This window comes from Achromobacter aloeverae, from assembly GCF_004121055.1.
In the GTDB taxonomy this organism is placed as follows: domain Bacteria; phylum Pseudomonadota; class Gammaproteobacteria; order Burkholderiales; family Burkholderiaceae_B; genus Bordetella_C; species Bordetella_C aloeverae.
This window is the reverse complement of sequence record NZ_PYAL01000003.1, coordinates 117,208-131,046: the sequence shown is the minus strand read 5'-3', so window position 1 is coordinate 131,046 and position 13,839 is coordinate 117,208. Positions and strand designations below refer to the sequence as shown.

Sequence of the window (13,839 nt, the reverse complement as noted above, 5' to 3'; positions counted from 1 at the left end):
ATCTCCGCGCCCCGTCCGCCTCCCATGGCCGGCGGGGTCGGGATGTCCTCGCGCACCGTCGGGGTATCGGGATGGCGGCGACCGTATAATGCGGGATTCGCTCTTTTACGGGCCCCCTGGTCGTCCCATGTCCGCCGTTTGTCTCGAAAACGTCTCGAAAATCTACGCCCCGCGCAGCCCCGGGTGGAAAAAATGGCTGGGCAAGCCGTCCAAACCAGGTTTCCAGGCCCTGCGCGATGTCAGCCTGACCATCGAGCATGGTGAATTCTTTGGCCTGCTTGGCCCCAATGGCGCGGGCAAGACCACCCTGATTTCCATCCTGGCGGGCCTCGCGCGCGCCACCAGCGGCCGCGCCAGCGTCTGTGGCCACGACGTGGTCAGCGACTACCGTGTCGCCCGCCGCTCGCTCGGCGTCGTGCCCCAGGAACTGGTCTACGATCCCTTCTTCACGGTGCGCGAAACCCTGCGCATCCAGTCGGGCTACTTCGGCCTGCGCCGCAACGACGACTGGATCGACGAAATCCTCTTCAACCTGGGCCTGGCCGACAAGGCCGACAACAATATGCGCGCGCTTTCGGGCGGCATGAAACGGCGTGTGCTGGTGGCCCAGGCGCTGGTGCATCGCCCGCCGGTCATCGTGCTGGACGAACCCACCGCCGGCGTGGACGTCGACTTGCGTCGCACGCTGTGGGAGTTCATCGTGCGCCTGAACAAGGCCGGCCACACCATCATGTTGACGACGCATTACCTGGAAGAAGCGGAAACGCTGTGCAACCGCATCGCCATGCTCAAGGGCGGCCGCATCGTCGCCCTGGACACCACGCAGGCCTTGCTGGCCCGTGTCGGCGGCGTCGACCTGGAAGATGCCTTCGTGCGCATCATGCACGGCGAGGACGGGCAATACGCGGACAAGCGGGATGAAGACAGCCGCCTGACGGAGGTGGTGTCGTGACCCCGCCCATCGAACCGCGCGCGCTGCCCCTGGTGGCCCCCGACCTGAACGCCGGCTCCGGCTTCCCCACGCTGCTGCGCAAGGAGCTGATGCGCTTCTGGAAGGTCAGCTTCCAGACCATCGCCGCGCCCGTCATCACCGCCTTGCTGTACCTGGTGGTCTTCGCGCAGGTCCTGCAGGACAAGGTGCAGGTGTACGGCACGGTGCCGTACACGTCGTTCCTGATCCCGGGCCTGATGATGATGAGCATGCTGCAGAATGCCTTCGCCAATCCCTCGTCGTCCCTGATCCAGAGCCGCATCACCGGCAACCTGGTCTTCATCCTGCTGCCGCCGCTGTCGTACCGGGACCTGTTCCTGGCCTACGTGCTCGCCGCCATCGTGCGCGGCATCGCGGTGGGCCTGTGTGTCTGGGCGGTGGCGCTGTTCTTCATCCCGCTGCATCCGCAGCATCCGCTCTGGGTGCTGGCCTTCGCCGTCCTCGCATGCGGCATCATGGGCAGCCTGGGCCTGGTGGCCGGCCTGTATTCGGAGAAATTCGACCAGTTGGCGGCCTTCCAGAACTTCCTCATCATGCCGGCAACCTTCCTGTCCGGCGTGTTCTACTCCATCCATACGCTACCGGCCTTCTGGCAGGGCGTTTCGCACTGGAACCCGCTCTTCTACACCATCGACGGTTTCCGCTACGGCTTCTTCTCGGTTTCCGACGTGTCGCCCTGGCGCAGCCTGGCGGTGGTGGGCATCGTGTTCCTGGCGCTGGCCGGCTATGCGATACGCCTGCTGGCCAGCGGCTACAAACTCCGGAATTGAAGATCATGCTTCCCACTCCCGAACAAGTCCGACAATACATACTCGACGGCCTGTCCTGTGAGCATATCGACGTGCAAGGCGACGGATCGCATTTCGACGCCGTCATCGTCAGCGCGGCCTTCGAGGGCAAGCGCCCCATCGCCCGCCATCAGTTGGTGTACGCCGCCCTGGGCGATCGCATGAAGGCGGAAATCCACGCCCTTTCCATGCGCACCCTGACCCCGGCGGAATACGAGGCAGGGCGCTGATGCGCGCGCCGTGCGCCTTGCGCCTTGCGCGACGCCCCCGATAAAGACCCGATACGGCAAGGAAACCGCATGAGCTCCACCACCCAGAACGGCCGCCTGGACGCGCCGCTGACGCTCGCCCTTTCCAAGGGCCGCATTTTCGAGGAAACCCTGCCGCTGCTGGCCGAGGCCGGCATCGAGGTCACGGAGAATCCCGAGAATTCCCGCAAGCTGATCATCCCGACCAGCGATCCCGGCCTGCGCCTGATCATCGTGCGCGCGTCGGATGTGCCGACCTATGTGCAATACGGCGCCGCCGACCTGGGCATCGCCGGCAAGGACGTGCTGATCGAGCATTCCGCCGAGCACCCCGGCGGCCTGTACCAGCCCATCGACCTGAACATCGCCAAGTGCCGCCTGTGCGTGGCCGTGCCCACCGGCTTCGACTACCAGAAGGCCGTCCACCAGGGCGCGCGCCTGCGGGTGGCCACCAAGTACGTGACGGCGGCGCGCGAGCACTTCGCCGCCAAGGGCATGCACGTGGACCTGATCAAGCTGTACGGATCCATGGAGCTGGCGCCCCTGGTGGGCCTGGCCGACGCCATTGTCGACCTGGTGTCCTCGGGCGGCACCCTGCGCGCCAACAACCTGGTCGCGGTCGAGGACATCATGCATATTTCCTCGCGCCTCGTGGTCAACCAGGCCGCGTTGAAGACGCGCGGCGACCGCCTGCAGCCGCTGCTCGATGCCTTCCAGCGGGCCAGCGCGCCGCGTATGGCATGATGATTTCTTTTAAGCCAGGAGCGCGCCTGCCGGCCGGTCCTGGCATGGGATAGAACCATGGCACTGATCAACCGCCTTGACGCCCGCGACCCGGGCTTCGCCACCGCCTTGCGCAACCTGCTGGCCTTCGAGGCTACGCAGGACGAATCGATCGACCGCGCCGCCGCCGACATCCTCCATGCCGTGCGGACGCGCGGCGACGATGCCGTGCTGGAATACACCCGCCGCTTCGACCGTGTGCAGGCTGACAGCATGGCCGCCCTGGAGATTCCCAAGGACAGCTGGCATGCCGCCCTGGCGTCCCTGCCGGCCGCCCAGCGCCAGGCCCTGGAAGCCGCCGCGGGCCGCGTGCGTGCCTACCATGAGCGCCAGCGTGGCGAGACCTGGACCTATACCGAAGCCGACGGCACCGTGCTGGGCCAGAAGATCACCCCGCTGGACCGGGTGGGCCTCTATGTACCGGGCGGCAAGGCGGCGTATCCGTCGTCGGTGCTGATGAACGCGATTCCCGCCAAGGTCGCCGGCGTGCCCGAACTGATCATGGTCACGCCGACGCCGGACGGCGTGCGCAACCCCATGGTGCTCGCCGCGGCCGCCATCGCCGGCGTCGACCGCGCCTACGCCATCGGCGGTGCCCAGGCCGTGGGCGCGCTGGCCTATGGCACGGCGGTCATTCCGGCGGTCGACAAGATCGTCGGCCCCGGCAACGCCTACGTGGCCGCCGCCAAGCGCCGCGTCTACGGCACGGTGGGCATCGACATGATCGCCGGCCCCAGCGAAATCCTCATCATCTGCGACGGCCAGACGCCGGCGGACTGGATCGCCATGGACCTGTTCTCGCAGGCCGAGCACGACGAGCTGGCCCAGGCCATCCTGCTATGCCCGGACGCCGTCTACCTGGACCAGGTGGCCGCCGCCATCGACCGCCTGCTGCCGACCATGCCGCGCGCCGACATCCTGCGCACCAGCCTGGCCAACCGGGGCGCCCTCATCCTGGTGCGCGACCTGGACGAAGCCTGCGCCATCGCCAACGACATCGCGCCGGAGCACCTGGAAATCTCCACGGCGGACCCGGAAAAATGGGCCGACCGCATCCGCCACGCCGGCGCCATCTTCATGGGCCGCTACAGCTCGGAATCGCTGGGCGACTATTGCGCCGGCCCCAACCACGTACTGCCGACGTCGCGCACCGCGCGCTTTTCGTCGCCGTTGGGCGTCTATGACTTCCAGAAGCGTTCCAGCCTGATCCAGGTTTCGCGGCAGGGCGCCCAGACGCTGGGCCGCATCGCCGCCGAACTGGCGTATGGCGAAGGGCTGCAAGCGCACGCCGGCAGCGCCGAATACCGGCTCGACAAGCCATGAACAACGACCCGCGCGGCCCCTCCCGGGCTTCGGCCGCGGCCACCGTGCGCCGCGACATTCAGGCCCTGGCCGCCTATCCCGTCGGCCATGCCGAAGGCGGCATCAAGCTCGACGCCATGGAGAACCCCTACGACCTGCCGGACGCGGTGCGCGATGACATCGCCGCGGCCGTGCGGGCCACGGCGCTGAGCCGCTACCCCGGCGACGGCGCGGCGCTGCACCAGGCGGTGCGGCAGGCTTTCGGCATCCCGGCGGACGCCGCGCTGCTGTTCGGCAATGGGTCCGACGAGCTGATACACCTGATCGTGCAAACCTGCTGCGAGCCGGGCGACGTGGTCCTGGCGCCGGCGCCGTCCTTCGTCATCTTCGAGATGGCGGCACGCTACAACCATGCACGCCCCGTGGGCGTTCCCCTGACCGCCGACCTGGAGCTGGACCTGCCCGCCATGCTGGCGGCCATCGCTGCGCATCGACCCAAGGTCATTTTCCTGGCCCTGCCCAACAATCCCACGGGCGGCCTGTGGCCGGCCGCGGACGTGCAGGCCATACTCGACGCGGCACCCGGGCTGGTGGTCATCGACGAGGCCTACCAGCCGTTCGCCGACCACACCTGGATGCCGCGCGCGGCCGAGCTGCCCAATGCGGTCGTGATGCGCACCGTGTCCAAGCTGGGCCTGGCCGGCCTGCGCTTCGGCTACCTGGCCGGCCCGCCCGCCTGGATAGGCGAGTTCGACAAAGTGCGCCCGCCCTACAACGTGGACGTGCTGACACAGGCCGTCATGTTGGCGGTGCTGCGCCACAAGGACGTGCTGGATGAGCAGGCGGCGAGGCTGCGCGCCGACCGCGAACCGCTGGCCCGGGCCCTGGCCGACCTGCCGGGCACGACGGTCCATCCGTCCTCCGCCAACTTCCTGTTGGTACGGTTTTCGGGGGAGTTAGGGGCGGATGCCGTGCATCAGGCGCTGAAATCGCGCAAAATATGGGTACGTGCATTCGGTGACGGCGATCCCCTGCTCAAGAATTGCCTGCGCATCTCCATCGGCGCCCCCGCGGAAAACGCGGCGCTGCTGGCGGCCTTGCGGGAAATCCTGGGTCAGGCCACGCCAGGCGCCTCCGCCGCGTGACCCGTCCCGCCCGCCAATACGACGAACGTTCTTTACGAGTACTCCATGCGTACCGCTGAAATCACCCGCAACACCAATGAAACGCGTATCCGCGTGGTGCTCAACCTGGATGGCACCGGCCAGCAGAGTATCGACACGGGCGTGCCTTTCCTCGATCACATGCTGGACCAGATCGCCCGCCATGGGCTGATCGACCTGGAAATCAAGGCCGAAGGCGACCTCCATATCGACGACCACCATACGGTGGAAGACGTCGGCATTACGCTGGGCCAGGCCATCGCGGCCGCCATCGGCGACAAGAAGGGCATCATGCGCTACGGCCATGCCTACGTGCCGCTGGATGAAGCCCTGTCGCGCGTGGTGGTGGACTTCTCCGGCCGTCCCGGCCTGGAATTCCACGTCCCGTTCACGCGGGCCCGCATCGGCAAGTTCGACGTCGACCTCACGCGGGAGTTCTTCCAGGGACTGGTCAACCATGCGTTGATCAGCCTGCATGTGGACAACCTGCGCGGCAAGAACGCGCATCACCAGTGCGAGACGATTTTCAAGGCCTGTGGCCGCGCGCTGCGCATGGCGATCGAGCGCGACCCGCGCAGCCAGGGCGTGGTGCCGTCCACCAAGGGCGTTCTGTAACCTGGCTATCGGGCATACCTTCGTGACTTCCATCGCTATCGTCGACTACGGCATGGGCAACTTCCACTCCGTGGCGCGCGCCCTCGCGCACGCCGCGCCGGACGCCGACATCCGTATCTGCAACCAGGCCGCCGACATCGACGCGGCCGATCGCGTCGTGTTCCCTGGCCAGGGCGCCATGGCCGACTGCATGCGCACGCTCAACGAATCGGGCCTGCGCGAAGCCGTCATGCGCGCGGCGCGCAACAAGCCGCTGCTGGCCGTTTGCGTGGGCGAGCAAATGCTGTTCGACACCAGCGAGGAAGGCCCGACCATCTGCCTGGGCATTTTCCCCGGCGTGGTCCACCGTTTCAGCGGCCCGCAGTACGCGGCGCCCGTCGGCGCCTACGAAGAACATCCGGCGCTGCCGCAGCAGGAATTGCTGAAAGTGCCCCACATGGGCTGGAACCAAGTCCGGCAGTCGCGATCTCATCCCATCTGGGCAGGGATTCCGGACCATGCGCACTTCTATTTCGTGCATAGTTATTACGCCGTCCCCGCCGACCCCTCGATTATCGTTGGGGAAAGCGATTACGGCGGTTCCTTTACCTGCGCGGTGGCCACGGCTAACATTTTCGCGGTGCAGTTCCACCCCGAAAAGAGCGCCGAATATGGATTGCGGATGTATCGCAATTTTGTAGACTGGCGCCCTTGATTGCCTGAACGCCCTCACCGGCGGCGCCATTGCCTGACCGACCAGGCCCATTCTGTTCCGACCAACGAAAATTCTTACGCGCTATCTATCATGCTGCTGATCCCCGCCATCGACCTTAAAGACGGGCGCTGCGTCCGCCTGCGCCAGGGCGACCTGGACGATGCAACGGTGTTCTCCGAAGACCCCGCCGCCATGGCCACGCATTGGCTGGACCAGGGCGCGCGGCGCCTGCATCTGGTCGACCTGAACGGCGCGGTCGCCGGCAAACCGCGCAACGAGGCCGTCATCAAGGCCATCGTCGATGCGGTCGGCGATGAAATCCCGGTGCAGATCGGGGGCGGCATCCGCGACCTCGACACCATCGAGCGCTATCTCGACAACGGGATTTCCTACGTCATCATCGGCACCGCCGCGGTCAAGAACCCTGGCTTCCTGCACGATGCATGCGGCGCCTTCCCGGGCAGCATCATCGTCGGCCTGGACGCGCGCGACGGCAAGGTCGCGACCGACGGCTGGAGCAAGCTGACGCGCCACGACGTCCTGGACCTGGCCAGCAAGTTCGAGGACTACGGCTGCGAAGCCATCATCTACACCGACATCGGCCGCGACGGCATGCTGTCCGGCGTGAACGTGGATGCCACGGTGCGCCTGGCGCAGCATGTGCGCATCCCCATCTACGCGTCGGGCGGCATCGCCGGCATCCAGGACATCGAAGCCCTGTGCGCCGTGGAAGAAGAGGGCGTCGAAGGCGCCATCCTGGGCCGCAGCATCTACGAAGGCGCGCTCGACTTCCAGGCCGCCCAGACGCGCGCCGACGAACTGGGCAAGCAATGACAGCCAACGCAAGCAGCGCCTCGCTCACCGGCGACAACGCCTTGACGCGACGCATCATTCCCTGCCTGGACGTGACCGCCGGGCGCGTGGTCAAGGGCGTGAACTTCGTCAACCTGATCGACGCGGGCGATCCCGTCGAAATCGCCCGTCGTTATGACGAGCAGGGCGCCGACGAGCTCACCTTCCTGGACATCACCGCGACCAGCGACGGCCGCGACCTCATCCTGCCCATCATCGAGCAGGTGGCCTCGCAGGTCTTCATCCCGCTGACCGTGGGCGGCGGCGTGCGCCAGGTCTCGGACATCCAGCGCCTGCTCAACGCCGGCGCCGACAAGATCAGCATCAACAGCGCGGCCGTGGCCAATCCGGAACTGGTGCGCGCGGCGTCGGACTACCACGGGTCGCAATGCATCGTGGTGGCCATCGACGCGCGCCGCGTCTCGGCACCCGGCGAGGAAGACCGCTGGGAAGTCTTTACCCACGGCGGCCGCAAGGCCACCGGCATCGATGCCGTGCAGTGGGCCCGCCGCATGGCGCAATACGGCGCCGGGGAAATCCTGCTGACCAGCATGGACCGCGACGGCACCAAGTCCGGCTTCGACCTGGCGCTGACCCGCGCCGTGTCCGACGCCGTGCCCGTCCCGGTGATCGCCTCGGGCGGCGTGGGGACGTTGCAGCACCTGGCCGACGGCGTCACCACCGGCCGCGCCAGCGCCGTGCTGGCCGCCAGCATTTTCCACTACGGCGAGCACACCGTGGGCGAATGCAAACGTTTCATGGCCGATCAAGGCATTGCGGTACGATTGGACGCATGATGGATAACTCTCCCGCCTGGCTGGCCGACGTCGAATTCGACGATAACGGCCTGATACCCGCCATTGCCCAGGATGCCGCCAACGGCCAGATCCTGATGGTGGCCTGGATGAATCGCGAATCCCTGGCCGAAACCGCCGCCACCGGCCGCGCGGTTTATTGGTCGCGCTCGCGCAAGCGCCTGTGGCGCAAGGGCGAGGAGTCCGGCCACGCCCAGCTGGTCCGGGAACTGCGCCTGGACTGCGACGGCGACGTCGTGCTGCTCAAGGTAGAGCAGCAGGGCGGCATCGCCTGCCACACCGGCCGTGCCAGCTGCTTTTTCCGCCGCCTGGACGGCCAGGGCGCGGACGCCACCTGGACCACCGTGGATCCCGTCCTGAAGGACCCGGAGCTGATTTACAAATGAACGCCCCCGCAAGCGCCGACGTGCTGGCGCGCATCGCCGACACCCTGGAGAGCCGCCGCCCGCGGAACGGCGGCGACCCGGCCTCGTCCTACGTGGCCAAGCTGCTCTCGCGGGGCCCGGACGCCTTCCTCAAGAAAATCGGCGAGGAAGCCACCGAACTGGTCATGGCGGCCAAGGACGGGGTGCCGGAACGCATCGTCAGCGAAACCGCCGACCTGTGGTTTCATTGCCTTGTCGCGTTGACTCATTACAATCTGCGGCCCGAAGACGTGCTGGCCGAACTGGGCCGCCGCGAAGGCCTGTCCGGCCTGGTCGAAAAGGCCAGCCGGCCGGCGTCCTGACGGACGTTCCGGGGCCGCCATACCGTATCGAGGGCACATGAGCGAAAACTGTATCTTCTGCAAGATCGGCCGTGGCGAAATCCCGGCCAAGAAGGTCTACGAGGACGACGACTTCGTCGCCTTCCATGACATCAATCCCGCCGCGCCGGTGCATCTGCTGCTCATCCCACGCCGCCACATCGCGTCCATGCAGGATGTCACGCCCGAGGACGCCGGCTGGTTGGGTAGAATGATGGCAATGGCACCCCGATTGGCGGCCGAGAACGGCTGCAATCCTGGCCCACAAGGCGGGTTCCGCATCGTCGTCAATTCCGGCGCCGAGGGCGGGCAGGAAGTCCCGCATCTGCATTTCCACATAATTGGCGGTTCGCGGCCCTGGGCGGGCCGCGCAGCCCCGAACGCTTGAATTACGGAGAACCGTCATGGGCAGTCTCAGCATTTGGCATTGGTTGATCGTCCTCGTCGTCGTGGCGATGATTTTTGGCACTAAGAAGCTGCGCAACATCGGCGGCGACCTGGGCGGGGCCGTCAAGGGCTTCAAGGAAGGCATGAAGGACGCCAGCGGCGACCGCGCCGACGCCGAGCCTCCGGTGCAGCAGCGTGTCGGCGGCGATACCATCGACGTCCAGGCCAAGGAAAAAACCCACTCCTGATCCCGCAGCCCGCGCCCTGCGCGGCTGGCCGCCATGCGGCCGCCGGCGGGCGCCTTTTCCCTCTACGGCCGTCGCATGTTTGATATGAGTATGGGGGAGCTGGTGGTGATCGGCGTCATCGCGCTGATCGTCATCGGCCCCGAACGCCTGCCCAAGGTCGCCCGCACGGTCGGCCATCTGCTGGGTCGCGCGCAGCGCTACGTCAACGACGTCAAGAGCGACATCCGTCGCGAGATCGAACTCGACGAGCTGCGCAAGTTCAAGAGCGAGATGGAGAACGCGGCGCAGGCCGTGCAGACATCCGGGCGCGACACCACGGAGTCGCTGCGCGAGCCGGCCCAGGCGCTGCGCCAGGAGCTGGACGACGCCGCCAAGGCCGCCAGCGGTGCGCTGTCTCTGTCGACGCCCGTGGTGGACGAAGACGGGCTGCTGGTCCATAAGGCGGACGCGGCCGGTCCCGCCGATACGGCCCCCGGTAGTGTCGATACGACCGGTAGCGTCGACCCGGCGGCCCCTGCGAACCCGGCCGCTGCATCGACTGCCTCGCCCGCCGCCGCATCTACCACTGCATCTACCGCCGCATCTACCACCGAACCCGCGGCAGCGCCGGCCACTGCCCCGGCCACCACGGACGCGGCGACGCCCGCTGGCACGCCCCCGCCGGCCAGGTCCGAGGTCACTCCCGGCGCCAACCCCGAAGCCAACGCCGAGGCGGTGCTGCATGGCGTCCCGGCGCCCTCCATCCCCGCGCCGGCGAAGCCGGCGACGCCCACTCAACCGCCTACCGGTACGCCCACGTGAGCCAGGAAGTCCCCCACGAAGAAGAAGGGCAGGAAGACAGCTTCATGTCCCACCTGATCGAGCTGCGCGCGCGCCTGATACGCGCGGTGCTCGCGGTGCTGGTCGTCTTCGTCGCGCTCTTCCTGTACCCGGGCACCGCGAAGATCTACGACCTGCTGGCGCGCCCGATGCTGGCATCGCTGCCGGAAGGCACGCACATGATCGCCATCGGCGTGATCACGCCCTTCATGGTGCCGCTGAAGGTCACGATGATGGCGGCTTTCGTCATCGCCCTGCCCGTGGTGCTCTGGCAGGCCTGGGCCTTCGTCGCCCCCGGCCTGTACAAGCACGAAAAGCGCCTGGCGCTGCCGCTGATCGTCTCGACCACGGTGCTGTTCCTCGCCGGCATGGCTTTCTGCTACTTCGTCGTCTTCCACACTATCTTCCACTTCATCGCCCACATCGCGCCGAACTCGATCACGACGGCGCCGGACATCGAAGCCTACCTGGGCTTCGTGATGACCATGTTCCTGGCCTTCGGCATCACCTTCGAAGTCCCGGTGATCGTGGTGCTGCTGGTGCGTTTCGGCGTCGTCGACGTCAAGAAGCTGAGCAGCGCGCGCGGCTATGTCGTGGTGGGTGCGTTCGTCATCGCCGCCGTGGTGACGCCGCCCGACGTCGTCAGCCAGTTCCTGCTGGCGGTGCCGCTATGCCTGCTGTTCGAGCTGGGCCTGATCTGCGCGCGCATGGTGCAGCCCAACAAGAATGCCATGACGGACCGCGAGAACGCGCTGGTGGAGAAGGACTGAAGGTCCAACCGAAGGCCCGACTGAAGACCCGGCTGAAGCTTCGGACGATTCCTACCCCCGCGTCCGAACGCGGACGCAAAAACCAGACCGTTTCACACTTGTAGGCTGCGGTGCGCGTCCGTACAGTAGGCGCATGAACATCGCTGACCGCCTTTCCTCATTGATGCGTTGGCGCGGCATACGCAGCCAGCGGCATTTGGCGCGCTTGTCCGGTGTGCCACAAACCTCCATCCATCGGATATTGGCCAACCGGCCCGGCTACCTGCCGTCCATTGCTACCGTGGCCCGGCTGGCGCGCGCGCTGTCCGTGAATCCGGAATGGCTGCATGGCGATGGACCGGCGGCGCGGCTGCGGGGGCTGGCCCGCGCCCAGGCATCGGAAGGGCCGCAGGGGCAGGAGGGGGAACCACACGGGGAACAACGCGGAGACCAGCTGGGGAAACCCCAGGGACGCCGGCAACCGTGGACGCCGCGGCCGATATCGCATGGCGAGGACGACGTCGCGGAAATGAAGCGCCTGATGGCCACCTTGACCGCCGCGGAACGGCGCAAGATCATCGCGGTGGTGCGACTGGTCGCCCAAGGGCGCCTGCCGTCTACCTCGACCGCTGGGGCCGCACGCCTATCTTGACCTTCAGGTTCACCATGCGGCCATTGCGCAACACGGTCACGATCACTTCCTGGCCAGGCGGCAGCAAGGCGATCATGGCCAGCATGGACGTCGTGTTCTGCACTTCATTACCGTCGATGCTGCGCACGATATCGCCCACCCGCAGGCCCCCGCGTCCCGCCGGCCCGTCGCGCATCACGCCCGCGATGATCACGCCGCTGTTGCTGGCCAGCCGGAAGGCGCGCGCCAGCTCCGGCGTCAGGTCCTGCGGCTCCACGCCCAGCCAGCCGCGCTTGACCTGGCCGGTGCGGATGATCTCGTCCATGACCGAGCGCGCCGTATCGATGGGAACGGCAAAGCCTATCCCCAGCGAACCGCCCGACTGCGAGTAGATCGCGGTATTGATGCCCACCACGTTGCCCGCGGCATCGATCAGGGCGCCTCCGGAGTTGCCGGGATTGATGGCGGCGTCCGTCTGGATGAAATTCTCGTAGGTATTCAAGCCCAGGCGGTTGCGCCCCAGCGCCGACACGATGCCCTGCGTGGTCGTCTGCCCCACGCCAAAGGGATTGCCGATGGCCAGCACGATATCGCCGACCTTCAGCCCTCCGTCCGACCCCAGCGTGGCCACCGGCGTTTCGCCGAACTGCGCGGGCAGCTTGAGCACCGCCAGGTCGGTTTCGGGATCCGCGCCCACTACCTGCGCGGCGGTTTCGCGGCCATCGGCCAGCGCCACCTCGATGGCATCGGCGGCTTCCACCACGTGGTAGTTCGTCAGCACGTAGCCGGCGCGCACGATGACGCCCGACCCCAGGCTGGTCGATTCATGCCGCCGCGCGGCGCCGGGCAATTGCCCCAGCAGATCGCGCAGGACCGGATCGCTGGGCAGGGGAATCAGCGGCACGTCGACATGCTTGGCCGTATACACATTGACCACCGCGGGCGCCGCCCGCGCCACGGCTCCGGCAAAGGACGGCAGGGTCACGGGCCGTGCCGGCGCGGGCGCCATGGCCGGTGGCTCCGTCGCCAGCGTCGCGGGCGCGCCACGGCCGCCCAGGCTCACCCAGTCGGGTCGCAAGACCGAGACCACGAATAGAATGGCAAGACTGACCGTGACGGCCTGGGCGAATATCAGCCAGAGTCGACGCATGATCCTACAAGGCAAGGCTATGAAGAGAATTGACACCCACGAACTGGCGGCTTGGCTGGACCAGACGCTGCAACCGGCGCGTTTCAAGGACTACGCCCCCAACGGGTTGCAAGTGGAAGGCAAGGCATCGGTGGGCCATATTATCGCTGGAGTCACAGCGACCGAAGCCTTGCTGCGCGTCGCGATCGAACGCGGCGCCGATGCGTTGCTGGTACACCACGGCTGGTTCTGGCGCAACGAGGATGCGCGCGTGCGCGGCCCGCGCCGCACACGGCTGGCGTTGACGCTGGCGCACGACCTGAACCTTTTCGCCTACCACCTGCCGCTGGACGCGCATCCGCGGCTGGGCAACAACGCGCAGTTGGCGCGTGTGCTGGGCCTGGCGCCGGAGGTGGACGCCAATGGCGTGCCGCGCACCTGCGGACGCGACAACCTGGTCTGGCTGGGCGGCGCACCGGGTATCGCTACGGTCGGAGAACTGTCGGCCCGCATCGCGGACCGCTTGCAGCGCGCGCCGCAAGTGATCGGCGATCCGGAGCAGCCGGTGGGTCGCGTCGCCTGGTGCACCGGCGGCGCGCAGGGCATGTACACGGAAGCCCTGGATGCCGGCGCGCAGGTCTACATCACCGGGGAGATCTCGGAATCCTGCGTGCACACGGCGCGGGAGACGGGCACCACCTTCATCAGCGCCGGCCACCATGCCACCGAGCGCTATGGCGTGCAGGCGGTGGGCGAGGCCGTGGCCCGCGAATTCGGCATCCGCGTGGACTTCGTCGATATCGACAATCCCGTGTAGGCGCGCCCGGAGCAGGTCCGGCCCATCCCGCAAGGGCTGTGCGCGGCATGGCGCCGCCATGCC

19 protein-coding genes are annotated in these 13,839 nt (G+C 67.2%); 18 read left to right on the top strand and 1 reads right to left on the bottom strand.

What is annotated here, in order from left to right; translation table 11 throughout:
* Positions 1-127: 127 nt before the first annotated feature.
* From C7R54_RS11660 to C7R54_RS11580, 17 genes are all read left to right on the top strand, one after another.
* Positions 128-952 carry an ABC transporter ATP-binding protein gene (locus tag C7R54_RS11660; RefSeq protein ID WP_192903643.1) on the top strand — a complete coding sequence of 275 codons (825 nt, stop codon included), beginning with the start codon at positions 128-130 and terminating at the stop codon, positions 950-952.
* A complete protein-coding gene (locus tag C7R54_RS11655) occupies positions 949-1,761 on the top strand; it encodes an ABC transporter permease (protein ID WP_129150614.1) in 813 nt (270 codons plus the stop codon). Before C7R54_RS11660 ends, C7R54_RS11655 begins: the two co-directional genes overlap by 4 nt.
* Positions 1,762-1,766: 5 nt before the next feature.
* Complete coding sequence (locus tag C7R54_RS11650; RefSeq protein ID WP_094851005.1) at positions 1,767-2,009, top strand: BolA family protein; 243 nt, start codon at positions 1,767-1,769, stop codon at positions 2,007-2,009.
* Between the two features lie 69 nt (positions 2,010-2,078).
* Entirely contained in the window at positions 2,079-2,771 is a 693-nt protein-coding gene (gene hisG / locus C7R54_RS11645) for an ATP phosphoribosyltransferase (protein WP_129150613.1), read from the top strand.
* A 57-nt stretch (positions 2,772-2,828) separates the two neighbouring features.
* On the top strand, positions 2,829-4,133 hold the full coding sequence (gene hisD / locus C7R54_RS11640) for a histidinol dehydrogenase (RefSeq protein ID WP_129150612.1): 1,305 nt from the start codon (positions 2,829-2,831) through the stop codon (positions 4,131-4,133).
* Complete coding sequence (gene hisC, locus C7R54_RS11635) at positions 4,130-5,257, top strand: histidinol-phosphate transaminase (protein WP_129150611.1); 1,128 nt, start codon at positions 4,130-4,132, stop codon at positions 5,255-5,257. The genes hisD and hisC overlap by 4 nt, the downstream gene beginning before the upstream one ends.
* 45 nt (positions 5,258-5,302) lie before the next feature.
* On the top strand, positions 5,303-5,890 hold the full coding sequence (hisB, locus tag C7R54_RS11630) for an imidazoleglycerol-phosphate dehydratase HisB (protein WP_129150610.1): 588 nt from the start codon (positions 5,303-5,305) through the stop codon (positions 5,888-5,890).
* A 22-nt stretch (positions 5,891-5,912) separates the two neighbouring features.
* Positions 5,913-6,584, top strand: coding sequence for an imidazole glycerol phosphate synthase subunit HisH (hisH, locus tag C7R54_RS11625; protein WP_129150609.1), 672 nt, complete (start codon positions 5,913-5,915; stop codon positions 6,582-6,584).
* A 90-nt stretch (positions 6,585-6,674) separates the two neighbouring features.
* Complete coding sequence (hisA, locus tag C7R54_RS11620; protein ID WP_129150608.1) at positions 6,675-7,418, top strand: 1-(5-phosphoribosyl)-5-[(5-phosphoribosylamino)methylideneamino]imidazole-4-carboxamide isomerase; 744 nt, start codon at positions 6,675-6,677, stop codon at positions 7,416-7,418.
* Positions 7,415-8,233, top strand: coding sequence for an imidazole glycerol phosphate synthase subunit HisF (hisF, locus tag C7R54_RS11615; RefSeq protein WP_129150607.1), 819 nt, complete (start codon positions 7,415-7,417; stop codon positions 8,231-8,233). The genes hisA and hisF overlap by 4 nt, the downstream gene beginning before the upstream one ends.
* A complete protein-coding gene (hisI, locus tag C7R54_RS11610) occupies positions 8,233-8,637 on the top strand; it encodes a phosphoribosyl-AMP cyclohydrolase (protein ID WP_129151030.1) in 405 nt (134 codons plus the stop codon). The genes hisF and hisI overlap by 1 nt, the downstream gene beginning before the upstream one ends.
* On the top strand, positions 8,634-8,978 hold the full coding sequence (locus C7R54_RS11605) for a phosphoribosyl-ATP diphosphatase (protein WP_129150606.1): 345 nt from the start codon (positions 8,634-8,636) through the stop codon (positions 8,976-8,978). Before hisI ends, C7R54_RS11605 begins: the two co-directional genes overlap by 4 nt.
* Positions 8,979-9,015: 37 nt before the next feature.
* A complete protein-coding gene (locus C7R54_RS11600; protein WP_129150605.1) occupies positions 9,016-9,384 on the top strand; it encodes a histidine triad nucleotide-binding protein in 369 nt (122 codons plus the stop codon).
* Positions 9,385-9,400: 16 nt separating this feature from the next.
* Positions 9,401-9,631, top strand: a complete 231-nt coding sequence (gene tatA / locus C7R54_RS11595) for a Sec-independent protein translocase subunit TatA (RefSeq protein ID WP_129150604.1) — start codon at positions 9,401-9,403, stop codon at positions 9,629-9,631.
* Between the two features lie 75 nt (positions 9,632-9,706).
* Positions 9,707-10,432 carry a Sec-independent protein translocase protein TatB gene (tatB, locus tag C7R54_RS29485; protein ID WP_129150603.1) on the top strand — a complete coding sequence of 242 codons (726 nt, stop codon included), beginning with the start codon at positions 9,707-9,709 and terminating at the stop codon, positions 10,430-10,432.
* A gap of 44 nt (positions 10,433-10,476) precedes the next feature.
* Positions 10,477-11,220: a twin-arginine translocase subunit TatC gene (gene tatC / locus C7R54_RS11585; RefSeq protein ID WP_377814717.1), complete on the top strand. Its 744-nt coding sequence runs from the start codon at positions 10,477-10,479 to the stop codon at positions 11,218-11,220.
* A gap of 133 nt (positions 11,221-11,353) precedes the next feature.
* Positions 11,354-11,851 carry a helix-turn-helix domain-containing protein gene (locus C7R54_RS11580; protein ID WP_129150601.1) on the top strand — a complete coding sequence of 166 codons (498 nt, stop codon included), beginning with the start codon at positions 11,354-11,356 and terminating at the stop codon, positions 11,849-11,851.
* On the opposite strand, the gene C7R54_RS11575 is transcribed toward C7R54_RS11580, so the two are convergent.
* Complete coding sequence (locus tag C7R54_RS11575; RefSeq protein ID WP_129150600.1) at positions 11,817-12,980, bottom strand: S1C family serine protease; 1,164 nt, start codon at positions 12,978-12,980, stop codon at positions 11,817-11,819. The two genes, C7R54_RS11580 and C7R54_RS11575, sit on opposite strands and share 35 nt — an antisense overlap.
* A 19-nt stretch (positions 12,981-12,999) precedes the next feature.
* Between C7R54_RS11575 and C7R54_RS11570 the strand changes: the two genes are divergently transcribed.
* A complete protein-coding gene (locus C7R54_RS11570) occupies positions 13,000-13,776 on the top strand; it encodes a Nif3-like dinuclear metal center hexameric protein (protein ID WP_129150599.1) in 777 nt (258 codons plus the stop codon).
* Positions 13,777-13,839: the final 63 nt, after the last annotated feature.